This window comes from Novosphingobium sp. JCM 18896 (assembly GCF_025938095.1).
In the GTDB taxonomy this organism is placed as follows: Bacteria; Pseudomonadota; Alphaproteobacteria; order Sphingomonadales; family Sphingomonadaceae; genus Novosphingobium.
Genome location: NZ_JAPCZF010000006.1, coordinates 113,304 through 138,517 on the forward strand (window position 1 = coordinate 113,304; position 25,214 = coordinate 138,517).

Annotated in this window: 20 protein-coding genes; 7 read left to right on the forward strand and 13 right to left on the reverse strand. The window is 65.4% G+C overall.

Annotated features, from left to right (window positions below):
* Nucleotides 1-4 precede the first annotated feature (4 nt).
* Genes OLX23_RS20395 through OLX23_RS20415 form a run of 5 tightly spaced genes read left to right on the forward strand, consistent with a single transcriptional unit; the run spans nucleotide 5 to nucleotide 5,681 of the window.
* Nucleotides 5-727, forward strand: a complete 723-nt coding sequence (locus OLX23_RS20395; protein WP_264446974.1) for a class I SAM-dependent methyltransferase — start codon at nucleotides 5-7, stop codon at nucleotides 725-727.
* Complete coding sequence (locus OLX23_RS20400) at nucleotides 724-2,103, forward strand: hypothetical protein (protein WP_264446975.1); 1,380 nt, start codon at nucleotides 724-726, stop codon at nucleotides 2,101-2,103. Before OLX23_RS20395 ends, OLX23_RS20400 begins: the two co-directional genes overlap by 4 nt.
* Entirely contained in the window at nucleotides 2,100-3,191 is a 1,092-nt protein-coding gene (locus OLX23_RS20405; protein WP_264446976.1) for an acyltransferase family protein, read from the forward strand. Before OLX23_RS20400 ends, OLX23_RS20405 begins: the two co-directional genes overlap by 4 nt.
* Nucleotide 3,192: 1 nt before the next feature.
* Nucleotides 3,193-4,584, forward strand: coding sequence for a hypothetical protein (locus OLX23_RS20410; protein ID WP_264446977.1), 1,392 nt, complete (start codon nucleotides 3,193-3,195; stop codon nucleotides 4,582-4,584).
* A complete protein-coding gene (locus OLX23_RS20415) occupies nucleotides 4,581-5,681 on the forward strand; it encodes an acyltransferase family protein (RefSeq protein ID WP_264446979.1) in 1,101 nt (366 codons plus the stop codon). Before OLX23_RS20410 ends, OLX23_RS20415 begins: the two co-directional genes overlap by 4 nt.
* Nucleotides 5,682-5,697: 16 nt before the next feature.
* Here the strand turns inward: OLX23_RS20415 and OLX23_RS20420 are convergent, their stop codons facing one another.
* The 3 genes from OLX23_RS20420 to OLX23_RS20430 form a co-directional block, all read right to left on the reverse strand.
* Nucleotides 5,698-6,501 carry a polysaccharide biosynthesis/export family protein gene (locus OLX23_RS20420; protein ID WP_264446980.1) on the reverse strand — a complete coding sequence of 268 codons (804 nt, stop codon included), beginning with the start codon at nucleotides 6,499-6,501 and terminating at the stop codon, nucleotides 5,698-5,700.
* 16 nt (nucleotides 6,502-6,517) lie between these two features.
* Entirely contained in the window at nucleotides 6,518-7,747 is a 1,230-nt protein-coding gene (locus tag OLX23_RS20425; RefSeq protein WP_264446982.1) for an outer membrane beta-barrel protein, read from the reverse strand.
* A 162-nt stretch (nucleotides 7,748-7,909) separates the two neighbouring features.
* Nucleotides 7,910-11,191, reverse strand: coding sequence for a calcium-binding protein (locus OLX23_RS20430; RefSeq protein WP_264446983.1), 3,282 nt, complete (start codon nucleotides 11,189-11,191; stop codon nucleotides 7,910-7,912).
* 483 nt (nucleotides 11,192-11,674) lie between these two features.
* Here OLX23_RS20430 and OLX23_RS20435 point away from each other — a divergent pair, with 483 nt between their 5' ends.
* Complete coding sequence (locus OLX23_RS20435; RefSeq protein ID WP_264446984.1) at nucleotides 11,675-12,979, forward strand: UDP-glucose dehydrogenase family protein; 1,305 nt, start codon at nucleotides 11,675-11,677, stop codon at nucleotides 12,977-12,979.
* 43 nt (nucleotides 12,980-13,022) lie between these two features.
* Here OLX23_RS20435 and OLX23_RS20440 read toward each other — a convergent pair whose 3' ends face one another.
* Nucleotides 13,023-13,916, reverse strand: a complete 894-nt coding sequence (locus tag OLX23_RS20440) for a UTP--glucose-1-phosphate uridylyltransferase (RefSeq protein ID WP_264446985.1) — start codon at nucleotides 13,914-13,916, stop codon at nucleotides 13,023-13,025.
* Nucleotides 13,917-14,083: 167 nt separating this feature from the next.
* Here OLX23_RS20440 and OLX23_RS20445 point away from each other — a divergent pair, with 167 nt between their 5' ends.
* Nucleotides 14,084-15,097 (forward strand): SDR family NAD(P)-dependent oxidoreductase, encoded by a 1,014-nt coding sequence (locus OLX23_RS20445; protein WP_264446986.1) that lies wholly within the window; start codon nucleotides 14,084-14,086, stop codon nucleotides 15,095-15,097.
* Between the two features lie 173 nt (nucleotides 15,098-15,270).
* On the opposite strand, the gene OLX23_RS20450 is transcribed toward OLX23_RS20445, so the two are convergent.
* From OLX23_RS20450 to OLX23_RS20490, 9 genes are all read right to left on the reverse strand, one after another.
* Nucleotides 15,271-15,951, reverse strand: coding sequence for a hypothetical protein (locus OLX23_RS20450; RefSeq protein WP_264446987.1), 681 nt, complete (start codon nucleotides 15,949-15,951; stop codon nucleotides 15,271-15,273).
* Nucleotides 15,952-16,040: 89 nt separating this feature from the next.
* A complete protein-coding gene (gene csgH / locus OLX23_RS20455; protein WP_264446988.1) occupies nucleotides 16,041-16,403 on the reverse strand; it encodes a curli-like amyloid fiber formation chaperone CsgH in 363 nt (120 codons plus the stop codon).
* 4 nt (nucleotides 16,404-16,407) lie between these two features.
* Complete coding sequence (locus OLX23_RS20460) at nucleotides 16,408-17,127, reverse strand: hypothetical protein (protein WP_264446989.1); 720 nt, start codon at nucleotides 17,125-17,127, stop codon at nucleotides 16,408-16,410.
* A 26-nt stretch (nucleotides 17,128-17,153) separates the two neighbouring features.
* On the reverse strand, nucleotides 17,154-18,488 hold the full coding sequence (locus OLX23_RS20465; RefSeq protein WP_264446990.1) for a hypothetical protein: 1,335 nt from the start codon (nucleotides 18,486-18,488) through the stop codon (nucleotides 17,154-17,156).
* A 35-nt stretch (nucleotides 18,489-18,523) separates the two neighbouring features.
* Nucleotides 18,524-19,501, reverse strand: a complete 978-nt coding sequence (locus tag OLX23_RS20470; RefSeq protein ID WP_264446991.1) for a hypothetical protein — start codon at nucleotides 19,499-19,501, stop codon at nucleotides 18,524-18,526.
* A gap of 120 nt (nucleotides 19,502-19,621) precedes the next feature.
* Nucleotides 19,622-20,746 carry a hypothetical protein gene (locus OLX23_RS20475; RefSeq protein ID WP_264446992.1) on the reverse strand — a complete coding sequence of 375 codons (1,125 nt, stop codon included), beginning with the start codon at nucleotides 20,744-20,746 and terminating at the stop codon, nucleotides 19,622-19,624.
* Between the two features lie 200 nt (nucleotides 20,747-20,946).
* A complete protein-coding gene (locus OLX23_RS20480; RefSeq protein WP_264446993.1) occupies nucleotides 20,947-21,966 on the reverse strand; it encodes a CsgG/HfaB family protein in 1,020 nt (339 codons plus the stop codon).
* Between the two features lie 22 nt (nucleotides 21,967-21,988).
* The gene (locus tag OLX23_RS20485; protein ID WP_264446994.1) at nucleotides 21,989-22,522 is read right to left on the reverse strand and encodes a curli assembly protein CsgF; all 534 of its coding nucleotides are present in this window, start codon (nucleotides 22,520-22,522) and stop codon (nucleotides 21,989-21,991) included.
* Between the two features lie 915 nt (nucleotides 22,523-23,437).
* On the reverse strand, nucleotides 23,438-25,144 hold the full coding sequence (locus tag OLX23_RS20490) for an FAD-dependent oxidoreductase (RefSeq protein ID WP_264446996.1): 1,707 nt from the start codon (nucleotides 25,142-25,144) through the stop codon (nucleotides 23,438-23,440).
* Nucleotides 25,145-25,214 lie beyond the last annotated feature (70 nt).

Sequence of the window (25,214 nt, forward strand, 5' to 3'; positions counted from 1 at the left end):
GATCATGGCCACCCAGACTTCGCAGCGATACCTCGCGGGTGACTACCTCGCCGAGAATCCCGATTGGCACGAAGACGACGCGCCGTGGAAGGCGGGACTGATCAAGCAGATGCTGGATGAGGCCTCGCTGCGTCCAGGCTCGATCTGCGAGGTCGGCTGCGGCAGCGGGCGCGTGATCGAACTGGTCCAGCAGGCCTTTCCGGGCGCCACCGGCGACGGCTTCGATATCTCGCCGCAGGCCTGCCAGATCAGCGCGCGCCGCGCGCGGCCCGATCTGCGCTTCCATTGCGGCTCGCCCTTCGGAAAGCCGCTCGCCTTCGACCTGGCCATGGCGATCGACGTGATCGAGCACGTCGAGGATCCCTTCGCCTTCGCGCGCGATCTCGCCGAAATCGGCGCCCACCAGCTGTTCCACATCCCGCTCGACATGAACGCATTGTCGGTCGCGCGCGGCTGGCCGGTGACGGATGCGCGGTCGCAGATCGGCCATATCCACTATTTCAACCGCGACACCGCGATCGCCCTGTTGCGCGAATGCGGGCTGGAGATCGTCACCGAGCGCTATACGCCCTGGGCGATCGACCAAAGCCACAAGACCTGGAAGAAGCGGCTGGCGGCCTGGCCGCGGCGGATCGCGTTCCAGCTCGGCGCCCATGCCAGCGTGCGGCTGCTCGGCGGCTGGTCCCTGCTCGTGCTGACGCGAAAAGCCTCGCCGGCGGGGTCATGAACCAGGGCCCGACCCGCAGCTGGCAGAGCCGCAGCACCGCCTCGCGCTGGGCCAGGCGACTGGCGGCGCCCGCCGTGCTCGCGGTGCTGGCCGCCGTAGCGACGGTGGTGTCGAGCGCGGCGCCGCCGGCCAAGGAACGCATCGTCGTGCCCAAGACCCTGCCCGCCGGGCGCGCGTCGCCCCTGCTGATCGGCGTCGGCACCCATTTCGGCATCGGCGGCGAATACAATTACCAGATCGACGAGAGCGCGCGGCTGATCGACGAACTCGGCTTCGACTCGTTCCGCGACGATCTCGACTGGCCCGCCTTCCAGGATGCGGGCGGCGTGTTTCCCGGCCGGCTCGGCCAGTTCATGGCCGCGACCAAGGCGCGCCCGCTGTTGATCCTCACCGCCGGAAACCGCCGGATCGAAGGCGCCAATCCGCCTGTCACCCCCGGCGGCCGCACCGCCTATGCCAAGTTCGCGGCGCAGGTCGCGGCCACCCCGCAGGCCGATCGCGCGCTGCTCGAACTCGGCAACGAATGGAACCTGCGCGCGGTCATGGGCCGCGCGGCACTGGCCGGAGCGGGCCGCACCGACGATCCGCGCGCTGCGGGCAACTACGTGCCGCTGGCCCGCGCCGCGATCGCCGCAGCCGGGTCGGCCAATCCGCGCGCCACCCTGCTCTACGGTGCCGCCGGCACCGATCCGCAATGGCAATGGCTGGGCGCGGTCGCCGCCGGGCTCAAACAGCAACGCGCGGGGCTTTCGGTCCACTACTACAACCATTGCAAGCCCGCGGCCGATCGCACCGCGAGCGAGGCGATCGGCGAGATGCAGCGGCTGCGCGAAACGCTGGGCGGCACGGCGGGTAGCGCGCCCGATCTCTACATCACCGAGATCGGCTGGCCCACGGCGACCAGCTGCCGGATTTCGCGGGAGCAATCGGCCGACAATCTCGCCCAGTTCCTGCTGTGGTCGATGGCAACGCCTTGGGTGCGCGGGGTTTGGATCTACCAGCTCAAGGACCAGGGGCTGAAGACCGACGATATCGAGGACAACTTCGGGCTATACGACTACCACTACCAGCCGAAACCAGCCGCCTGCCTGGTCAAGGAGTCGATTGCCCTGTCACGCGCAATGCGACAGGGACGCGTCGTCTATCGCTCCCCGCGCGTCACCGTGCTCGACTATGTCGGCGCGGACGGGCGCAAGCTGATCGCCTGGACCAACGAAGCCGAGGCCACCGCCACCCTGCGCGCGGCGGATAGCGTTGCAAGCCGACCGCTCTGCGGGACGGGTGCCAAGGGCACCACGGTCGGCATCACCAACACACCGACCGTCATCGCCCTGACGCAACCGAACGCCGACACGACCTTCGAGGCCGAATTTTGACGCGCCCCACCGCCTCCACCGTCGCGGGCAAGGCCAGCCGGCTTGAAGGCATCCAGGCGCTGCGCTTCCTTGCGGCCTTGCTCGTGGTGATCGGTCACTGCCAGCACGAAGCGCTGGCGGCGCTCGGCGACCAGGCCGGCGCCTTCGGCCTGATCGCCTTCGACTGGGGCCTCGGCGTCGACATCTTCTTCGTCATCAGCGGCTTCATCATGTGGCACCTGATGCAGGATTCGTTCGGCCAACCCGGCGAGGCGCAACGCTTTCTGCGCCGCCGCGTGTTGCGCATCGTGCCGATCTACTGGCTGGGGACGACCGCGATCGCGCTGGCCACGCTGTCGGCCTTCACACTGGCAGAATCGCTGCCCTTCGCACTGGCCTCCTATCTCTTCATCCCCTGGCCGCATCCCGACGGGCGCGGCCTGTTTCCGGTGCTCACGCTCGGCTGGACGCTGAACTACGAGATGATGTTCTACTGCGTCTTCGCGCTGGCGCTGACCCTGCCGCGGCGTCTGGGCTTGACGCTGCTGCTGTCGGTCTTCGCGGCGCTGTTCGTCGCGGCGCGGCTGGCCCCGCCCCAGGCTTTCATGCTCAAGTTCTGGGGCGATCCGATCATTTTCGAATTCCTGTTCGGCATCGGCCTGGCGGCACTGCATCGTCATCGCCCGCCGCTGCCCGGCTGGCTGGCGCTGACCGCAGCCGGCATCGGCTTCCTGCTGGCGACCTGGTCCTACCAGACCGGCGCCTACCATGAGCTCGCGCGCGCCATCACCGGCGGCATTCCCGCGCTGCTCATCGTCGGCGCCGTCGTCTGCGGACCTCAACCGGCGATGACCTCTTGGCCGGCGCGGATGGCCGTGCTGGGCGGCGATGCGTCCTATGCGCTCTACTTGGCGCACCCTTTCGCGCTCAAGGCGGTGGCCGCGGTGTCGGCCCGGCTCGGTCTGTGGAACGTCCCCGTCGTGCCGATCCTCGCCATGCTGGCAGCCGCGGTCGTCGCCTCCGTGCTGATCTACCGCTTCGTCGAGCGCCCGATCCTGAGCCTGCTCCAGCGCCGTTTCGCGCGCCCGGCGATGCGGTTGGGGAACTGACATGGCGACCCTCGCCCCCGACCTCGCCGACCGATCCTGGCGCACAGCACCGGCCGCCTCCCAGTCGAAGCCGGCGGACGGGTTCCTGTCCCAATGGATGCTGCGGCTGTTGTTCCTCGACGTCGCGCTCTACGCGATCCGCGACACGCTGACTGGTTCGATCCGCTACTACATGGACATGTTCGGGCTATCGACCTTGTGGTTCGTGCCCGACGTGATCGCTTTCGTCGTGTTCGGCTATTTCTGCTACACCGCGATCATCCAGAACCGCTCGCTCCTGGCGGCGATGCTGGTGGTCAACTTCTTCGCGGCGGCGGTGATCGGCGCGATCTACATGAACCAGTCGAGCCTGGCCTTCGTGACCGGGATCAAGGCGGTGATACCGCTGTTCGTCGGCATGGCCTTCATCGACCGGTCGATCACCGAGAAGCGGTACTGCCGGATCATCCTGTTCACGATGATGGCGATGTCGGCGATCGGCCTGATCTTCGCGCCCCATTCGAACTACCCCTGGGTCGGCGCGAACATCAGCAACTTCGGGTTCGAAAAGACCGTGGGCAAGCTGTGGTGGGCCGGCGGCGTGGTGCGCTACGGCGGTTTCGCCGGGGACAGCACGATGGCCGCCTTCATGGTCATCTTCCCCTATTTCCTGCTCTACAACCACCTGCCGCGCTGGGCCAACGTGGCGCTGTGGCCGGTGCTGTTCTACGCGCTCGACATTTCGACCAGCAAGACGGCCAGCGGCGTGCTCGCGGCCTTCGTGGCCTATTACGTCGCGATCCACATCCTGATCCCGGCGCACCGACGCCTGGGTCTGCAGCAAGGCGTCGCGGTCTCGTCCTACCTGCTCGTGCTGTTCCCCATCCTGATGATCTTCGTGCTCGGCGGCGCCAATATCGACGCGAACTATCCCGATCTGTTCAGCCTGCAGGACCGGATCGACAATTCCTGGCAGAAGCCGTTCGAATACCTGTCGCAGACCTATCCGGCCGGGCTCCTGACCGGCTGCGGCCTCGGCTGCTTCTCCTATCCGATGACCTATACCGAGATGGCCGGCTATGCCGTGCCGGTCGATAACTTCTACATCACGACCTATCTGTTCCTCGGCATTCCCTTCGCGATCCTGGTGATCGCCCAGGCTTTCGCGGTGCGGAACCTGCGCGACCCGAGCAAGCTCGCGCTCGTCGCGATGCTCAACATCTACACGGTCACAGTCGCCTGTTACGGGCCTTCGTTCGCCACGATCATCGCCGGCTACGTGTTCAGCGGCCTGTTCGGCAAGGCGGCTTTCGGCCCCTCCTATGCGCGCAAGCACCGCCGCAGTGCCGCCAAGACACCACCGGATCCCTCCATCGCGGAAGAACCCGCCCACCGTCCAGGAGCCGCCGCATGACCGAAGCGCGTCCCAAGCACCGGCTCGATCACATCGATGGGCTTCGCGGCCTCGCCGCCTTCGCCGTGCTGCTCGGCCACTGGGCCGAATATGTCGGCCACGTCACGCCGTTCCGGCCGCTGGGCGAACTGCTGACGGGGGCCTTCCGCGACTATTTCAGCACGGGCCGGCTCGGCATCGTCGCCTTCTTCTGCATCAGCGGCTTCGTCATCCCGTTCAGCTTCAGCGGCCCGGCGCCGATCGGCAAGTTCGTGATCAGCCGGTTCTTCCGGCTGTACCCGGCCTATTGGGCCTCGATCCTGCTGGCGATCCTGGTCGTCCCGCTGTTCTCGGGCCATGTCTTCGGGACCTGGCAGATCGTCGCCAACCTGACGATGGTGCAGATGCTGCTGCGTGCGCCCGACATCCTGGGCGTCTACTGGACGCTGTTCATCGAGCTGATCTTCTACGGGATCTGCCTGCTCGCCTTCGCCGGGCGGCTGCTGCACAATCCGCGCTTCAATCTCGCGATGATGGGGCTGTTCCTGGGCCTGGCCCTGGCAATGGGCGGCTACCGCTGGATAAACCCGCAAAGCGACCTGCCCGTCGGCCTGCCGACCTACCTCGCGGCGATGCATTTCGGCACGATCGCGCGGATCTGCATCCTAGAACGCGACGCTTTCGCCTGCCGGATGTTCTGGCCCTCGGCGCTACTGCTGGCCGGGGTGACGACCACGGCGAATACCTTGGCCTATCTCCACGCGCAGAACGAACTCGTGGGCTGGGTCGCCGCCAACACCGGCTACCTCGCGGGGCTCGCGTTATTCTTGCTCTGTGCGCTGCGGCGCTGGTTCGGCGGTGCGCTGTTTGCCTGGTTCGGGCTGATCAGCTATTCGCTGTACCTGTTCCACCCGATCTTCCTGCACATCTTCGTCGGGCTCTGGCCGACCATGCCCTGGACCGTATCGCTCGCGGTGCTCACGCCGATGCTGTTCCTCGGCTCGATCGGCACCGCCGCGCTGGTCCAGAAATATATCGAGGCACCAGCAGTCGCGCTCGGTCGCGCATTCGACCAGCGCTACCGCGACTGGACCGCGCGCCGCACGCAAAGCGCGTGAGGCGCGCGCGCCGCAATCAGAACAGCTTTTCCTTGATGACCAGCACGTCTTCCGGCTGGACGGCATCGTCGAGCTTGAGGCCTTCGACGCGCTTGCCCCCGCGCCGCACCTCGATCTTGCTCGAGGCCGCCAGGGTCGGGCCGCCGGCCTGGGCCATCGCCTGGCGATAGGTCATGCCGGGCTGAAACTTGTAGCCGCCCGGCTCGTTGACCTGGCCGTAGACGAAGAAGCGCTCCTGCGGCGGCACGAACAGCACGTCGCCCGGCTCGAGCCGGCGCGTGGCGGCACCGCTCATGTCGTTGAGCGAAATGCGTGCGGGCGCGCCGCCGCTGGCCGGGGTCAGGATCACCGCGTTCGCACCCGAATCCTTGATCCCGCCCGCGAGCGCGATCATCGAGGCGACGGTATAGGGCCGGTCGAGCGGATAGTTGCCCGCGCTGGGCACGTCGCCCAGCACGGTCACGGTCTTGCTGATGAAGCTGGTCACGTCGACGTTGACCGAGGGCTTCACCAGGTACCCCCCCCGCTCATAGGCCTGGGCGATCTCGCGGCTCAGGTCTCCGGTGGTCTTGCCCAAAGCCTGGACCGGACCGAGCAGGACGAGGTTGACGGTGCCGTCCGCCTTGATCCGCGTCTTCACGGTCATGTCGGGCTGGCCGAAGATCTTGACCTCGACCTCGTCGTTCGGGCCGAGGAGATAGTCGGCCGCTTGCCGCGGCGCGGCTGGCTGCGCCGCGGCAAGCTGCTGGGCGTGAACGACACCGGCCGTGCCGAGAGCCAGGGGAGCGACCAAATACATCGCGGCGATCAGATCGCGCATCTGCTTGTCTCCATTGCTAGAAAACCGCCTCCGCCCCCAAGGTCACGGTAAAGGCCTTGTAGTTGCCGACCACCGCATCGTCGGTCGCTCGGCTGTAGTAGCCCGCGCCGCCGACCAGCTTGAATCGTTCGGTCAGCTTGCGCCGCAGGTTGAGTTCGGCGGCCCAGACACGATCCCGGTCGATCGGCGAGCGATTGGTGATCGTCTCGTGCCGGAAGCGGCGGTCGCGCCGCTCGACACTGCCTTCGATCTCGGTCAGGCTGCTCAAGGGCAAGCGCAGCCGCGCGGTATAGGCGTTCTGCAGCACGTAGCCGGTGGTGATCAGGCTGTCGTTGACCACGGTCCGCCGCGATCCCAGCGTGATGACCATCGGGCTCAGCACCCGCGTGGTCGCCGACACGTCCCAGCCCAGGCCGTCGTACTTCTGGATCGTCGCGACCGTCGGCCGGACGCGTAGTGCGTGGACGTCGATGTGCGCGGACAGGCGCGACGAGATCGCGCGGTCGAAGATCACGCCGGCACGGTCGACGCGGTTGGTATAGCCGAGCCTGTCACGACGCGCCTCTTCACGCTGCACCGCCAATTGCAGGACGCCGAAGCTGGGCTTCGCGAAGTTCAGGCTGGCCGTGTAGATGTTCGAGGTCTGATCGGCGAAATCGAAGGCGTCCTCGTTGCGTGTGGTCGTGCGCAGGTAGGAGGCCTTGGGATAGATACCCGCGGGCCGCTCGCACGACACGGCCACGCCGAGTTCGCTGAAGCGCTGCTGGTTCTCGACCGCACTGTTGAGATCGCCGTAGTTGGCACGCTCAGCGCGGTAGGAGGCCTTGGGGCTCACCGTGCAGGGATTGAGCACCGCGATCTTGCCGCCGATCCGCCCGACGAAGCGCGGCTTGCTGCGCTCGCCGTTGGACAGGAAGCGATCATAGCCTGCCAGCGCCGAAACGCTCAGGCTGTTCGGACCGGTCGTGCGATTGAACCGCGCCTCGACGGTCGGCGTGACGATGATGTCGTCGACCTTCGGCGCGACGTCGTCGTTGGTGCGAAAGATGTTGCTATCGTAGGTCGCCTGGACCGCGGCGCGCAGGTTGAAGCCGTTCTGCTCGGTCGCCGGCAGGGCCTCGAGCTTTTCGCGTTCGGTCTGTGCCAGAGCGGGCGAGGGCAGCATCGCGGCCACGAGCATAAGCGCCGCGCGGCGACGCGATGCCAGGCGGCCGGCGAAGCGCCGCTGCGGATTGAGTGCCGTCATCTGCGGCTTTTACTGCGCTGCAGCGTTGCGCGCTGCCAGCGCTTTGTCGCCAGCCGTTGCTGGATTGCGATGGATTAACAGTATCGCGCTTCGGCCAAGGCCGAAAAATTGTGCAGCGCACCCTAGCCGGCCCCCTCGGTTCGAGAGGGGGCCGGCGCAGGATCAGAGCATGAAGCAGCTCGCGTTCAGCGGCGCCGGGGAGTCGACCCAGAAGCTGAAATCGGCCTTGCCGTCGCCGTTCACGTCGCCCTGAACGAGGAAGTGGTTCGGCGACTCCGCAACCGCGATGAGCTGTCCGGCCTTGCCCGTGAAGGCACCGGTCTCGACGAAGGTGAACTTGTCGTTGTTCGCCGTGCCCGCGATCGCATCGATCTGCGAGAGATCGATGATGTCGCCCTCGGCACGATTGAAGTCGCGGATCACGTCGCGCGCCTCATTGGTCGACTGAGCCATCGTCTGGAGCAGGAACGTATCCGCCCCGGCGCCGCCGAACATCGTGTCGGCACCACCGCCCCCGATGATCCTGTCGTTGCCCGCACCGCCCATGATGACGTTGTCGCCGGCATTGCCGAACAGCACGTCGTCGAAGGCCGAGCCGGTCAGGTTCTCGAAACCCGACAGCGTGTCGATACCCGCGCCGATCGTGTCCTGACGACCGAGACCGAGATTGACCGTCACGCCGGCCGTGGCCGATTCGTAGGATACCGTGTCGGTTCCCGTGCCGCCCGAGAGCACGTCGTTGCCCGCGCCGCCGTCGATCAGATCGTTGCCCGAGCCACCGAGCAGGGTCTGGTCGCCCGCACCGCCGATCAAGGTCGAATCGGTCGTTCCCACCACGGCATGCTTGGTCAGCGCACCGGTCGTCGGATCGAAGCTCTTCGTAACCGTGGTTCCGGCGAGATCGGTAATCAGCGAGGTCAGCTTCGCGCCGGCCGCGTTGTAAGTGAAGGTCTGCTTGGTGCCGTCGGCCTCGATGCGGGTCGAGCTGGCGAGCTTGCCCGCCGTGTCATAGGTCGCGAGCGCCTTGGCACCGCTCGCGGCGTAGTTCTCGGTCGAATAGAGCGTGCCATCGGCGCGTTCGCGCACGACCGCGGTGACTTTGCCCGTCGCGTCGAAATACTGGTGCTGCTGCGTGTAGGCCAGGCCCGTCAGCTTGTAGGCGAACGATTCACCGGTCCCGTTGGCGTTTACGACCGTCTTGTGCGTCAGAGCGCCCGTCGTCGCGTCGTAGAGCTTGGTGGTCTTCGTCCCCGAAACGTCGACCTGCAGCGTCGAGATCGCCACGCCCGAACTGTTGTAGGTCGAGATCAGCTTTGCTCCATTCGCCTCGATCCGCGTGGTCGAAGCCAGCTTGCCCGCCGTATCGTAGCTCGAGAACGCCTTGGCCCCGGTCGCACCGTAGTTCTCGGTCGAATAGAGCGTACCGTCAGCGCGCGTGCGGACCACGCCCGTGACCTTGCCCGACTGGTCGAGGTATTGCTGCTGCTGCGTATAGGGCAGCCCGGTCAGGTTGTAGGCGGTGGCCTCGCCGCTGCCGTCCGCCTTGGTGACCTGCTTGTTGGTCAGCTTGCCCTCGGCGTCGTAGGTCATCGCCGTCTTGGTGCCGTCGGCGCTGACCGAGTTGACCGTGCGCGCGCTGCCCGTGCCCAGCACCTCGACGCTGCGTTCGCCCGTCGCGGTCACCTTCGAGATGCTGGTCGCCAGGTTGTTGGTGAAGTTCGTCGAGATCGACGAGCCATCGGGCGCTTCGGACTTCGTCCAGAGCTTGAACCCGGTGACCGCGTCGAAGCTCGTGGTCACCCGCAAACCGGCCGCCGAGACATCGACACGCTCGATGATCTTGCCGCCCGTATAGCGCGACACGCTGCGCGAACCGTCGGTACCAACGGTCTGCTCGTACTGCTTCACGCCGTTGGTAAAGGCGATATCAGTCGTCGCCACGAGCTTGCCGCTGGCGTCGTAGTTCTGGTCCTTCTCCCAATTCGTCCCGGTCAGCGCGACGACGAACGAATAGCCACCATCGACCTTGGCCAGCACGTCGCCATAGTTGGCGATGATGTACTTCAGCGTCTCGTTGGTCGAGACCGCGAGCTTGTGCGTGTCGCTGAGGACGATTTTCGTGAGCTGCGGATTGTCGGCTAGTTGATCGAGCTGCGCCACGAAATCGGCGGCAGTCATCGTCATTTCGGCCGGCGTGGTATCGGCGGCTGGCGTGACCGGCCCCGATGCCCCGACTTCGACGATGAGCGGCCGATCGCCGACCGCCAGGGTCACCGCACTCACGTTGTGATAAACCGCGACCGGGCTCGAGCCGGCGATCGGATCGTAGACGTAGACGCTTTCCTGGACCGATCCGAACTCGACCTTGGTCTGGACCGCAGCCGTGGTGTTCTCGACGTTCTGGACGTCGTTCCAGACCTGCACGTCGCGCCACAGCACGATGTCGTAGACGCCCTCGCCCTTGGCCAAGGTCAGCGCGTGCCCGTCCGACGGCAGACCCGTGGCGGTGAACTGGGTGCCGCTGGTGACGGCCGTGCCGCTGGCGCTGGCATTGCCGAGCACCGTGGTCAGGTTGTGCAGTGCCACGGCCGCGAGCTTGGGCGTGCCATCGTGCTCGAACAGACCGAAATTCCGCTCGCGATCGCCCTTGTCGGTGGTCTGGTTGCTGTCGAACAGCTCGTAGAGGAAGGTCTGGGCCGAGCCGTTCTCGAAGGCGTTGAACAGCGCCGTCAGGGTCAGCTTGGCCTGGCTCGACTGGTTGACGCCCAGGCGATCCTCGGTTTCGTGCGTGGTATAGCCGGTCTCGGTGATGAAGACCTTCTGACCGCCGACGGCATTGGTCGCGAGCGCGAGCAGGCGTTCCTGTTGCGCGTCGGCGCTCCCACCGGTGGCGGTATAGGCGTGCGAGTTGCCATAGTCGGCATAGAGCGAAAGATTGCCGACCGCCGCGTACTTGCTGGCGTCCTCATGCCCGATCGAGAGATTGATCACCGGTATGCCGGCGAGATCGGCGTTCGTCTTAACCGCGCCATAGAGCACTTGCTGCGCCGCCGCGGCGCCGGCCAACGTGGTGTTGCCGTTGAAGTTGACCGCGTTGAGGTCGACCTCGTTGAGGCCTTCGACCGCGATCACCGCGCCGGGATTGCCCTTGGCGAAAGCGCCGACGTTCTTGACCCAGGTCTGCAGATCGGCCGTGGTCGCCTGCGGGGAGAGAATGAAGTCGAACTTGATGCCGGCATCGGCCAGCGCGGTCAGCGCCTGCTGCGCGGCGCCCTGTGCCGAGAAGGCATCGCGGACCGTGTCGATACCCAGATAGTTGAGGCTTTTGATGACCAGCGCCGTATTGGCGTAGCCATCCATGACGAAACCGGAATGCGTGTTGACCCCAAGAGTGGAAAGAAAGTCCGACGCCGACAGCGAACCGGCGGTAAGATTGATAGACATTTAGGAACCCCGTTGCAGTGAGCGGGTATATGCCTCGCGGGGCTCAATTTTCTGTGGTGATCGACGGTAAATGAAGATTAGGAATACCCCGTAAAGCGTTCAAAAGTGTACAAAAACTCAGGAATACGACGGACCGTTGGCTGGCACTGATCGGGGCTTCCACGAGCCCGATTCCGGGCGCAGAAAGGGGGCGCCGCCCGCTCCGCGCAGGCGACATTTTCTTGTCGTAATCTGTTATTTTCACCCGCTTACAGCCGAGCCCCCGCTCGCATCCGCCCCCCTTTTATGCGCCGGCCGCGGGTCGGCAAAGCTGTCTTGGTCCTGCCGCACCGGGCACGCGGCGAATCGCAACGCCCGCCCCTCCTGTCGAAAGCCCGCGCAGCATGCTAACGGCTTCCGCGTTCCGTCATCGTTCCGCTATATCGCGGGCGAGACGCCGTCGCGCGATCACGCGGCACCAGATTAACAAGGGACAATCTCCGAATGCGCATCGCGATGATAGGATCGGGCTATGTGGGCCTCGTTTCCGGCGCCTGCTTCTCCGATTTCGGACATGACGTCGTCTGCGTCGACAAGGACGAAACCAAGATCGCCGCGCTGAACGCCGGCGAGATCCCGATCTTCGAGCCCGGCCTCGACCATCTCGTCGCGAGCAACGTCAAGGCCAAGCGCCTCTCGTTCACCGCCGATCTCGCCTCGGCCGTGCGCGGCGCCGACGCCGTCTTCATCGCCGTCGGCACCCCTTCGCGCCGCGGCGACGGCTATGCGGACCTGTCCTATGCCTATGGCGCCGCGCAGGAGATCGCGCAGGCGATCGACGGCTTCACCGTGGTGGTCAACAAGTCCACCGTCCCCGTCGGCACCGGCGACGAGGTCGAGCGCATTATCCGCGAGACCAATCCGCAGGCCGAGTTCGCCGTGATCTCGAACCCCGAGTTCCTGCGCGAGGGCGCGGCGATCGCCGACTTCAAGCACCCCGACCGCATCGTCATCGGTGGCGAGGACGAGCGCGGGCTCGAGGTCATGCGCGAGATCTACCGACCGCTGTTCCTCGGCGGCAAGTCACCGCTGATCGAGATGAGCCGTCGCGGTGCCGAGCTCACGAAATATGCGGGCAACGCCTTCCTCGCGACCAAGATCACCTTCATCAACGAGATGGCCGATCTCTGCGAGAAGGTCGGCGCCGACGTGCGCGACGTCGCGCGCGGCATCGGGCTCGACAATCGCATCGGCTCGAAGTTCCTGAATGCCGGGCCCGGCTACGGCGGCTCCTGCTTCCCCAAGGACACGATCGCGCTGCTCAAGACTGCGCAGGACTTCGAGGCGCCGCAACGCATCGTCGAGGCCGTCGTCTCGGTCAACGATCAGCGCAAGCGCGCGATGGGCCGCAAGGTGATCGCCGCGGCCGGTGGCGACGTCCGCGGCAAGCGCGTTGCGATCCTCGGCCTGACCTTCAAGCCGAACACCGACGACATGCGCGATTCGCCCTCGATCGCGATCATCCGCGCGCTCCAGGACGCCGGCGCGACGATCGCCGCCTGCGATCCGGAAGGCGTGGACCAGGCGCGCAAGGTGCTCGACGACGTGGTGTTCACCGACGATCCGTGGGAGGCGATCGAAGGCGCGACCGCTGCGGTGATCGTCACCGAATGGGATGCCTATCGCGCGCTCGACCTGCGCCGCATGCGCGAAAAGCTCGCACAGCCGGTGCTGGTGGACCTGCGCAACATCTACGATCGCAGCGCCGCCGAGGCCGCCGGCCTCGTCTATCACGGCATCGGCCGCTGAGGCCCGTAGGCGGGCCGGCGCGACCGGCCCGCCAACCAGCAACTCAGTCGAGCAGACGCCGCGCGATCTGGCGAATGTCGTCGGCCATGTCGGGACGTTCGAGCGCGAGCGCCAGGGTCGCCTCGACGAAGCCGATCTTCGAACCGCAGTCGAACCGCCGGCCGGCGAAGGTCACCGCGTGGAACGGCTGCTCGCCGATCATCCGCGCCATGGCATCGGTCAGCTGGATCTCGCCGCCCGCACCCTTCTCCTGGCTCTCGAGCGTGCGCATGACCTCGGGCTGGAGAATGTAACGCCCTGAAATGATGAGGTTCGAGGGCGCCTCCTCGAGCTTCGGCTTTTCGACCAGGCCGCGCACCTCGGTCAGAGCGCCGCCGAAACCGTCGAGCCGCTGCCCGGGCGCGATCACGCCGTAGCTCGGCACCTCCTCGCGCGGGACTTCGAGGACGCTGATCAGGTTGCCGCCGATCTCGTTGTAAGCCTCGACCATCTGCTTCATGCAGCCCGGCGATCCGACCATCAGTTCGTCGGGCAGAAAGATCGCGAAAGGCTCGTCACCGACGATCGCGCGCGCGCACCAGATCGCGTGACCGAGCCCAAGCGGCACCTGCTGGCGCACCGTGATCAGATTGCCCGGCTGCACCCAGGTCCGCTCGAGCGCGTCGAGGTTCTTGCTGCGATCGCGCATCGTCGTCTCGAGCTCGAAGGCGTGGTCGAAATGTTCGACCATTGCCGTCTTGCCGCGACCGGTGACGAAGATCAGTTGGTCGATCCCCGCCTCGCGCGCCTCGTCGACCGCGTACTGGATCAGAGGGCGATCAATGATCGGCAACATCTCCTTGGGGATGGCCTTGGTGGCGGGAAGGAAACGGGTGCCGAGACCGGCCACCGGAAACACTGCTTTGCGGACCGGCTTGCGGAGCGATTGTGCGTTCATGAGCCAAGCATAACCAGATTATTTGTGCAGTGCAGTGAAAGTTGTACCGGGATACCGCATGCCGAGGTCCGATCATCGCACCGCGATCGGTCGCCATACGGCGACAGGTTCGACTATAGGGCAACAGGTAGGCGATCGTTAACCATGAAGGCATAAGCAAACCGGCCATGCGCACCGTCCTCGTCACCGGCACGGCCGGCTTCATCGGCTTCCACCTCGCCCGCCACCTCCTCGCCGAGGGCTTCCGCGTCGTCGGCGTCGATGCGATCACCGACTACTACGACGTCGGCATCAAGCACCGCCGCCACGCCATGCTGCGCGAGAGCAACGCCTTCAGCGCCGAGGAATTCGACATCCTCGATCACCAGCGCCTGATGGACTTCGCGCACCAGGCCAGGCCCGATGCGATCGTCCACCTCGCCGCCCAGGCCGGGGTGCGCTACAGCCTCGAGCATCCGCGCACCTATATCGACACCAACATCACCGGCACGTTCAACGTCATGGAAGTGGCGCGCGAACTGGGGGTGCAGCACCTGCTGATGGCCTCGACCTCGTCGGTCTACGGTGCCAACGAGGACATGCCCTTCGGCGAAACGCAGAAGTGCGACACGCCGCTAACCATCTATGCGGCCACGAAAAAAGCCAACGAAGAGATGGGCCATTCCTATGCCCACCTGTGGAACCTGCCGGTCACGATGTTCCGCTTCTTCACGGTCTACGGCCCCTGGGGCCGGCCCGACATGGCGCTGTTCAAGTTCACCAAGGGCATCCTCGAGGGGACGCCGATCGACATCTACAACCATGGGCAGATGTGGCGCGACTTCACCTATGTCGAGGATTTGGTCCATGGAATCAGGCTCTTGATCGACGCAGTGCCGGTCAGGCCGGCCGACCGGGCGGCGATTCCGGCGGGCGACAGCCTCTCGCCGGTGGCGCCGTTCCGCGTGGTAAATATCGGAAACAGCGACAAAATCCGGCTCGAGGACTTCATCGACGCGATCGAGCAGGAGCTCGGCAAGAAGGCGGTGCGCAACTACATGGACATGCAGCCCGGCGACGTTCCGGCGACCTGGGCCGACGCCTCGCTGCTCCAGAGCCTGACCGGCTACAGCCCGAAAACCGATGTGCGCGAAGGGGTTAGGCGTTTCGTCGCCTGGTACCGCGACTACTTCCAGGCCTGACCCGGACCGCGGCCGCCCCCGTTTCGGGCGTTTTCTTGACAGCTGCCATTGGCGCCGCATTCCGCCGCCAGACTGCCGCACAAAGCAAAACGGCAGCAGGGCTTGCGCCGCTGCTGCCGTCTCGGCCCGTAAGCGGGGAGGCGCCGGTGACGCGGCCCCCCTTACCGGGGCAATTACTGGCGGATCGAAACCACGTTGCCGATGCCGTTCTGCGAGACGAAGGCCACGCTGGAATTGGTGCCCTGGTAGACCGAAGCCTGGTTCTGGTTGCCGAACTGCAGGATCGAGGCGAAGGCGTTGTCGGCGAACTGCTGGGTCGTGGCGCGGTTGCCCTGGCCGTCCTGCAGGATGAAGCCGACGTTGCCGTTGCCCACGGTCTCGAGCGAAGCGAAGTTGTCCGCGCCGCGCTGGAGGGCGACCTGGAGGTTGTCATTGCCGTTCCAGGCGTACTGCTGGGTGTTGTTGTTGCTGTCGGTGTACGAGGCCTTGCCTTCACCCGAGACGCGCTGGAACTTGCCGAGGTCGAGACCCAGGCCCAGGAAAGCGAGTTCGGCACCGCCGCCGCGCGAGTTCAGGCCCGGCGAGATCTGCTCGGCCGAAGCGGCGTCGGCGAAGCGGATCACTTCGGTGGTCGCCTGGAAGCTGTAGGTGTTGCCGCTATCGGCCGTCTCGACCTGGGCGACGAAAGTGCTGGCGGCGGCGCGCGGGGCGACCTGCTCGATGCCTGCCGACTTGGCCGCACCGAGGCTGACCTGGTCGACGAAAGCATCGGACTGGACGGCCATCGCGGGCGTCGCGGCGGCGAAAGAAAGAGCCGCAGTCGCGGCCGAAATCATGATGTCGATCTTGCGCATTTTTCTGCTGCCTTCTCTCGGATGTTCGATGAGGCAGAATTTATGCGCCGGCGGTAAAAACGTAGTTCTTGGCCAGAGTTAACCGATATTTACCTATCGAGAACGGTCTCCCCCCGTAGTTCTACGCCCTCGTAGACACGCAAGTGTATGGAATAATGGTCCGATTCGCCGAGCCGACCGAACGAGACCTGCGACAGACGCGCCGCCGAGCCGGGTGTGACCGCCACCTGGCCGCCCTGCGACACGCTCGAATGTCCGCCGGATCCCCGCTTTTCGCCGACGAGTTGATAGCGCAGGGTTAACGCCGAATCGGCGCTGGCATAGCCGACGAAGACCTCGCCGCCGCCCGCGACGGGTTCGGCGGCGATCCAGACTTTCACGGGCTCGGGTTGCGCAGCGGTCACGGGCGTAGCGCCAAAGGCCGCAAGCAGCCCGGCGAGCCAGACGCGCATGGGCTCAGTTGCCGGCCGGCGGGGCGCCGAGGCTGGCGCCGCCGGGGACGATCGTCGCACCGCCGGCGCTGACGGTGCCGGGCGTGCCCGCGGCGGCGTTCTGCACGGCCGCGGCCGCGGCCTGGGCGGCGACGGCCTGGGCGACGGGCGAGTTCGCGATGTCGCCGGTCTGCAGGCGCAGCGCGACCTCGCCGGCGTCGGGGGCATTGCCGCGCGCGAAGCGTTCGGCGGCGATGCGCTGGCCGTCGCGCTCGTTGTCGGTGGTCAGCAGGGTCTGCTCGGCCGAGACGAGCACGGCCGGCGGCGCGGCCTGGACGACGATCGAGCAGTCGACGCCCTTGGGCGCGGGTCCCTGCCCGGCCGCGGCGCGGTCGCAGGCATCGGCGAGGCCCGGCGGCAGCGCGGCGACGCCGGTAGGCGTGTTGCGCGTCGAGAGCTGCGCGGTCGGGGCATTGCCCGCGGCGCGCGTCGAGAGCTGGCCGAGCGCGGGATCGCGACCGGCGCGCGGGCTCGAAACCTGATTGGGCGCAGCGGGCACGGCGTTGCGGCTGACCTGGGTCATGCCCGGCGAGTGCCGGGCATCGGCATTGCCGATCTGCTCGACCGCGCGATTGGCGTTCGGCGTAACCTGATCGACGCTGAGATCACTCCGCTGCGCGGAGACCGCACCGGCGGTCGCGATCGCCGCGACGGCCGAAAGCGAAAGAAGCAGGCGCAGTTTCATGTCAGGTATCCTCGTGCGGTGCGACGTTATTGGCGCACACTAGCGAAGTTGCGGTCGCCTGTCTGCGAAATCGCGCTCGCGCTCGAAGCGACGCGCTGCGAGACCCAGGCCTCGTTGCTGTTACCATTCTGCACGATCGCGCTATAGACGCCCTGATCGACCGTGCTCGACGGCGCCGACTGGAACACGCTGGCAAAATTGTCGGTGCCGCCGCGCTGCTCGATCGCGGACTTGGCATAGCCCGATTCCGCCGTCTGGTTGACAAAGGCCTGGTTGCGGCTGGAAAGCTGGCGAACCAGCGATTCCTGCAGGATACCACGCTGGAACACGACCGCGACATTGCTATTCACGTCGGGGAGTTCGGGCGCACCCTGCTCGATCAGGCTGTACTGGCCACCGTCGAGCACGTCGCCGTTCTGCGAGACGAAGGCTTCGTTGTCCGAGCCGTACTGGCGAGTGATCGCATTGGCATCGTCTTCCTGGAGGATGACGGCGCGGTTGCCGATGCCGACCTGGGTCATGATTGCGCGGTTGTTGCGACCGACCTGATCGCCGAGTTCGAAGGCATAGAGCGCGGCGGTCTCGAGACCCTGCTGGATCACGCCGTCGTTGCCCGCCCCGGTCTGCTCGATGCGCGCGCGGTTCTGCGCCGATCGCGCGGTGGCGGAGACAGGCACGTCGCGCAGGTTGAGGTCACGCGTGCCGCCCTGCTGGATCGTCGCATTGTTGGGATCGTTGATGCCCGAAGCCACGGCGCGGGTCGGATCGAACGAGCTGTGCGTCTGCACGATCTCGGCAGTGTTCGAATAGAGCCCCGAGCCCGAAGGTGTGGCGGAGCCGATCTGACCGACATAGGCGCGGTTCCGTGAAGCCTCCCCCGGAGCGCGGGTATCGGCCTGGGTGATCGCGGTGGAGTTGTCCTCGCCCGCCTGGTTGACCACGGCCCAGCCGCCACGGCTGCGCTCCTGGTTGATCGTCGCAAGGTTTCGAGTGCCGTCCTGTTCGGCGGCGATCTTGTTACCGGCGGTGGTGAACTCGAGGCCCGGCACTTCGTCGAGGTTGAAGTTACCGATGATGTTAGCGGCCGAGCTGCCGAAGGCGGCGCGCGCAGCACCCGCGACATCGCCCTTGTTGAAGGCGCTGCCGCTGACGATCTGCGCATCCGCCGCCTTCTTCAGCGCTTCGGCGAGCACCTGATCGTCGAGGAAGGTCTGCGGTGTATCGGCGATCTGAATGTCGGTGACCGTCGTGCCCGTGCTCGCGCTGTTGCTGCGATCGACCAACTGTGCCGACGCCGGAGCGGCCATGAGCGCAAGGGCCGATGCGGCGCCGAGCGCGATCTGTTTTGCCCTGTTGCCCATTACGTTCTCCTCAAGCCGCTAGGCGGCAAATTTCATCAGTTCTGCGTGATCGAGATCGGCGACGAACCGCTCATGCCGGCCTGCTGCTCGATGGCGATGCTGCGGCCGCCATACTGCGAGATCGAAATCGCGACATTGCCGGTCTGGCGCAGGGCGATGCTGTTGCCGCCGCCGGTCTGCAGGAGATTGGCGCTGTTACCGCCACCCTGCTGCTCGAGCCAGATGTCCGAGCTGCCGTCCTGCGACGTCGTCGCGGTGTTACCGCCACCCGACTGCGAGACATAGGAGAAGTTGCCGTTGCCCGTCTGCGTCTGCGAACTGTAGTCGCCGCCGCTCTGGATGACGACCGCGGCGTTCAGGTCGCCGGTGATCGTCTGGAAGGCACGGTTGTCGCCAATTTCCTGCGAAACATAGAAGTCATTGTTGTTGCCGCGAATGGTGACTTCGGCGCTGTTGCGCGGGCCACGCTGGCTGATGACACCCGAAGGCAGATTGGCCGGAACCGTGATGCCAGCGGTCAGGATCGGCGCGGGGGCCTGGCTCTGCGCCTGCCCCTTGCCGTTGTTCGAGCCACCATTGTTGGTGCCGCCATTGTTGTCGGGATTGCCCTGCTCGCCGCCGTTGTTGCTGCCGCCGCTGTTCGGCTTCTTACCGTTGTTGTCGCCGCCGTTGTTGCTGCCACCATTGTTGGTGTTCTGATTGGACGGGGTCGACTGGACCACGGGCACATAGACCGTGAGCTGCCCCGACGACCCGTGCTGGATCGAACCGGTGCCATTGTTGCTGCCGGCGATGTAGACGACCGCACGGCTGCTCTGCGCGCCGGTCTGGTCGATAGTCGTCTGGTTGAGATCGCCGATCTGCGCGATGCAGGCCACGTTGGCCGTGCCGACGCAGGCGTTCTGGAATTCGGACAGGGTCGGCGCGGTCTGCGCGGATGCCATCGGGGCGAAGGCCAGGGCGCTGACGCTCATCAGTGCCACGAGCCCGATCTTCTTCCACTGCGCGTTCATTTCACTTCCCCCTCGGCTGCGCTTGAAAAGCGCGCCGTTCGATGAATGACCTTACCGGAGCGAAGCCGCAGCTTCGTTCGGGAAAGGCGCGGGGTGGCCGAGGCCACCCCGCAAAACCCATTACTGCTTGACAGTGGCAACGTTGCTGTTGCCGAGCTGCGAAACCGTGGCGGTCGAAACCGGCGCGGCGGTCTGCAGAACCAGCGCGTCGTTGAAGTTGCCGTTCTGGAAAACGGTCGAGACACCGTTCGTCAGATCGCCCGACTGGTTCACGAACGCCTTGTTGCTGTTGCCGTTCTGCTTGATGAACGAGTCGGCGCTGCCGAAGGTCACATCCTGATAGTTGGCGGCGTAGTTGTTGTTACCGGTCTGAACGACATCGCTGTCCAGGCCACCGGCCGACAGCAGGCCAAGGCCCTGCACGATGACAGCCGTCGAGTTGGTGGCGCCACGCTGGAAGATGGCAGCATTGCCGTCGAAGCGCTGCTGGATCGTGGCGCTGTTGTTCGAGTTCACGCCACCGGCGGTCAGGCGAACCTGCTCAACGTAAGCGTAGTTCAGACCACCGACGATAACCGCACCGACACCCTGAGCGATGTTCGCATCGTTGCCCGAACCGGTCTGATCGACACGGGCCTGGTTGTTGAGGCCGTTCGGAGTGACAGTGATGTTCGCCGGACCGAACGGGAAGGCCGGATTGGCAAAGGTGGTCGAGAAACCGCCCTGCTGGATGCTGGCGTTGTTGCGGCCACCGACGTTGCTGTCCTTGACCTGGTTGACTTCAGCCTTCTGGCCGTTGCCGATCTGCTGAACGAAAGCAGCGTTGCGGCTCGCGATGCTGGCATTGCCGCCAACGGTTTCGTCCTGATCGATGTCAGCCGAGTTCGAATCGCCGTTCTGCTTGATGGCAGCCCAACCACGCTGACCGCCCTGCTGGTCGATGACGCCGTTGTTGCTGTCGCCGTCCTGATCGACAGCTGCCTTGTTGCCGGCGTCGGTCAGAGCCGGAAGACCCGCACCCGTAACGGCGTTGATGACGGCAGTGGCCTTGTTGACCGGCGTGGTGGCATCGCGGTTACCGATGTTGTTGCCGAACGTCGAGTTGCTCGTCACCGGAACGGTGGTGTTCTTGCTGATGTTGACTTCAACAGCAGCGTCCGGAGTTGCCTGCGAAACGAGCTGCGCGTGAGCAACGGTCGTGGTCATGGCCAGCGCCGAGGCGCCGATAAGAAGCTTCTTAATCATGGTACTCTTCTCCTGTTTCATACGCATACCGCTCTTTTGAGCGGCAGTTTTGGATCACCGGATTCTCTCTCTCCGGTCATTCCGTGCGTGCCAGAAGCCTTGTGGCTGCCCCCTGGTGCACTGGTCGCACTCCCCCGATGGCCGGGACCGAGTTGGTGGACCGCACGGCCGCGACCGGGCCGTGCGGAATTGGTTTGCCCTTACGGGCGGGCCGCCTTCGGCACCGAAGCCTGAGCGGTCGCCGGGCGCACGGTCTGCGTGCTCGTCGGCGGGGTGACGGTGCGCGCCTGCTTGCGCTGACGCTCGGCGCGGCGGTCGGCCGGGGCGGCGTCGCGCCAGGCCTGGCTCAGCGCGCGGTTCTTCTCGGCCTGGTAGTCGGTCAGCAGCTTGTCGCCCGCGGCCTTGTCCGCGAAGTTCCAGAGCTGACGGGCACCGGGCTGGGCGCCTTCGAGGACGAGCGCGTAGACCGCCTTCTCGATGGCTGCCTGGGTGGCGATCTGCATCGGCTCGTTCGCCGAGATGCCGGCCTCGCCCTCGAGCAGCTCGTCGAAGGTGACGAACTTGAAGACGTTGGCGTTCATCGCCACCGAAGCGACCGTCTTGGTCGTGGTGACGTTGCCGAGCACCTCGCCGGTCTTCACCGAGATCGCGCGGAGCGAGATCGTGACCGTGTTCTGGCGCCACTGCATGTTGCCGCCGATGCCGAGGAAGCGGGCACCGAGGCCGCCGGTCTGCGTGTTGCTGTCGTAGCCGACGATGCCGCCTTCGAGCAGGATACCCGCGAAGAGCAGCGAGGGCAGGACGTTCGACGGCGTCTCGGGCTCACCGAGGTAGCGCTGACGCATCTCGCGGATGATCTGGCGCTCCTTGAGCAGGTTGTCGAGACGCTCGCGCTCGACCACCGTGAACCAGTTGCCGTTGCCGGCATCGCGCAGCGCCTTGATCAGGATCGAGGTGCCACCCTGGGTGACGGCGCGCGACAGGCTCTGGATGTTTTCCGAGGGCTTGAGCTGGCCGGTCTGGTCGGTGAACGAGTAGACGGCGATGGGAACCGGCGCCGGCGGCGGCGGCAGGTAGATCAGGTCACGCTGGCTCGAGGTGACCTTGGCGAGCTGCGGTGCTTCGCTGGCCGTGGCGATCAGCGACTTCTGCGCGGCGGCACAGCCACCGAGCGCGAGCGACGCACACGACATCAGCGCGAGAATTGCGGTCTTCTTCATAATGTTGCCCCCCAATCCCCGTTTACTGGCCAGTCAGGCTGGTCAGGAGTGAACCTTCCACGCTCGACGTACCCGTGAGGGTGCTGCCGAGCAGCGAGCTTTCGGCCGACGTATTGGCCGAGAGTGCGGCCGAAGCGGCCGAATTGGTGAAGTTGAGCACCGGGACCGAGATCACCGTGTTCTCACCCGTGGTGTTGTCGAAGATCGTCAGCTTGATTTCGCTGAGCGTGCGTTCGAACGAGATCTTCTGGTCGCCCACGGTGAACTCGCCGGTGGTGCCGGGGTTCGAACCGGTAATCGCCTCGACCACGGACGACGACAGGGCGGAAAGCAGGCGGCTCTGGATCTGGCGGGCGAACAGCTGCGCCTCGGTCAGTTCACCGGTCGTGCCGTCTTCGCTGGCCGGCTTGTCCGGACGCTGCGCCGTGGCGATCGCCAGCAGGTGATCCGAGTTGAACGGATTGCCGCCGAACGACGGGTTGATGAACTGGAACTTCAGCTCCTGGGCCGAAGCCGCGCTTGCCATCGAGACCGCGGCCAATGCCGCTGCGCTCATGGCGACCAACCTCACCTGCTTCATTATGGTAACCCCCTTAGCTCTCGAAACCCGACTGTTAGGCGATTCGTTACCGGTGTTTTCACCATTAACGAGTCGTTAAATTGCTATTAGCCGAGTCAGACGTGCGACGCAACGAGTGTTTCAGAGCACCGTTCCAATCTGAAACACCTGATGTTGCTGTAATCGCCCTAAAAGCAAAGCAAAGAAACCGGCTCGTCTTTCAATGTTAAAATAATTGGTTAAAATAAATAATCTAATACACAGAGAAAATCGCGACTTTTATTTAAGGCTCGGTTGGCTCCGGCGGGAAGCTATATTTCAATCGCGACTGAGAATGGCTCGCACGATAGAGCCCCGCGAGCGACGAAGCATTGTCTCTCGGCCCTTGCCAAGTGGGACTTTCTGCTTGATACCTATCGTCGTGACGGCCCGAAGAACCGGCAAGACCGTTTTCTTACGTGCGCGCAGTCTGCGAAGTACTGCGCTGCGACGCACGCGGCCCTTCCCGCCACGCCACAGCCTAACCGCACCGAACATCGTTCTTAACGACTGTAAACCATGCGAAATCTGGCAAACCCGCACGCGCGACCGGCGGGGCCTATGCCTTATAAATTGGTGAATATCGCGCCGGTTTACACAATAGGCGCATGTTGCAGCGCCGCAATTAGTGCGGAGCGCGCAGCCACGCGGCGTGATTACGCGCGTCTTTCACGCGTATCACCGCAACACCGATTCGCATTCTCGCGAAGAATGCAATCTCGCATAACTACGTAATCTGCGCAGAACCTTGCGCCCGTGCGAGATCGATCGCCGCGACGCCCGGCGGATCGCCATGCGGCCCCTTAGGAGGAACGCCCATCGCGCGCCGCGGCACGCATAGGAAAAGGTCGAAACGCCGAATCCGCGGCCGAATCAGAGCGCGTCGAGCGCGCCGCGGTCGATTTCGGCCTGGAGTTGCCGACTCGGCACCCCCGCAGCGTGCCGGCCAGCGAGATAGCCGTGGGTCATGCCGCGCGCGTTGGAGACGCCGCTCTGCATCGTCGCGCCCGTATCCATGCGTGCCACCGAATTGCCCGCGACGTAGAGTCCGGGGATCGGCTGATCGTCCCAACCGATCGCGCGGCAGTGGTGATCGGCGAGCAGCCCGGCGGCGGCGATGGCGCTGCCGCCGAAGCGATGGAGCGGCACCGCGTAGAACGGCCCCTTCTCCAGGGTGCCGAAATTGGGGTGCGGCTTGTTGTAGGGATCGCCGCACATCCAGGCGCTCCAGACATGGGTGCCGCGGCCGAAATCGGGATCCTCGCCCTTCTCGGCGTAATGGTTGAATCGCGCGACGGTCGCCGCCAGCCCCTCGGCGTCGATCCCCGTCTTGGCCGCGAGCTCGGCCAGGCTATCGGCCTTGATCGCCATGCCTTCGGGAATCTCCTGGCCCGGCATGACGCTGGCGAAGGGGTATTTCTCGCGCTGCTGGCTGTCGAGCACCGCCCAGCACGGCATGTTGGGATGGGTCTGGGTGCCGCCGTGGATCGCATCGACCGCATAGAGGATGTCGCGATAGAAGGCCTCGTTGCCGAAGCGCTTGCCCGCGCGGTTGACGACGATGACGTGCGGCAGACCGATCGGCTGCAGGGCCGAGCGCCACAGCGGCTTGCCTTCCTCGTCCTCCTCGCCGACGACATGGAAGCCGAGCCCGGTGATGTCGGGCACGCGCGCCACTCGGCCGCCGAACGGCCCGGCCATGCGGAAGTGCGCGCCGTCGACGGTCGAGAAGACCATCGATTCGAGATCGAGCGACGAGCCCACGGTCTTGTTGAAGCCCTGGTTGCGCTCGTAGGAGCTGACCGCGACGACCACGCCCTTGTTGGCCTTTATATAGATGTCCTTGCCGTCCTCGACTGCATGGACACCGACTACGCGCTCGCCGTCGCCGATCAGGCCGACGACGTTGACCCCGGTCTTCATCGGAATGCCGCGGTCGAGCACGCCCTTGACGAAATAGGCGACGAGGCCGGCGCCGAGGCAGCGGACGTCCTGGGTCAGCCGCTCGGCCATCAGTTCGTAGTCCCACTTCATCATGTTGGCCGCGCCGCCGCGCGAGAACATGTCGTGGTGGGTCATCGCATAGGGTACGAGCGGCGAGATCCGCGTCTTTTCCTGCCACTCGCCGAGGCTCGCCGCTTCGAAAGGCAGGCATTCGAGAAGGCGCCCCTCGCGGACCGCATCGTTCGACGTGCCGTAGTAATAGTCGGGACAGCCGCGGATCGCCTCCATCCTGAGGCCGATGGTGTCCTCGAAATAGCGCAGCGCCTCGCGCGCGTTGGTGACCAGGTTGAGCATGGCCACGTCGTCGCCGTAGCCCATCGCCAGGCGCTTGAGATAGCGGAAGCCGCTGTCGGCGGAGTCCTCGACGCCGAGCGCTTCCTCGTGGTGGTTGCCCGCGACCCAGACCTCGCCCAGCGACAGCGCGGTGACCCCGCCGACCTTGTCCGCGCGTTCGAGCACGATCGCGCTGCTGCCGTGTTCGTGCGCGGTGATCGCCGCGGAGAGCCCACCGATGCCCGAGCCGATCGCGACGACGTCTGCCTCGAGGTCCCACTGCGCCGGTAGGTTGCTGATCATCGCCGCTCTCCCAACGTCCGGCTTATGATACCGTGACGACTATTTGTTGCTAGAGCTTGCAACTCCGACC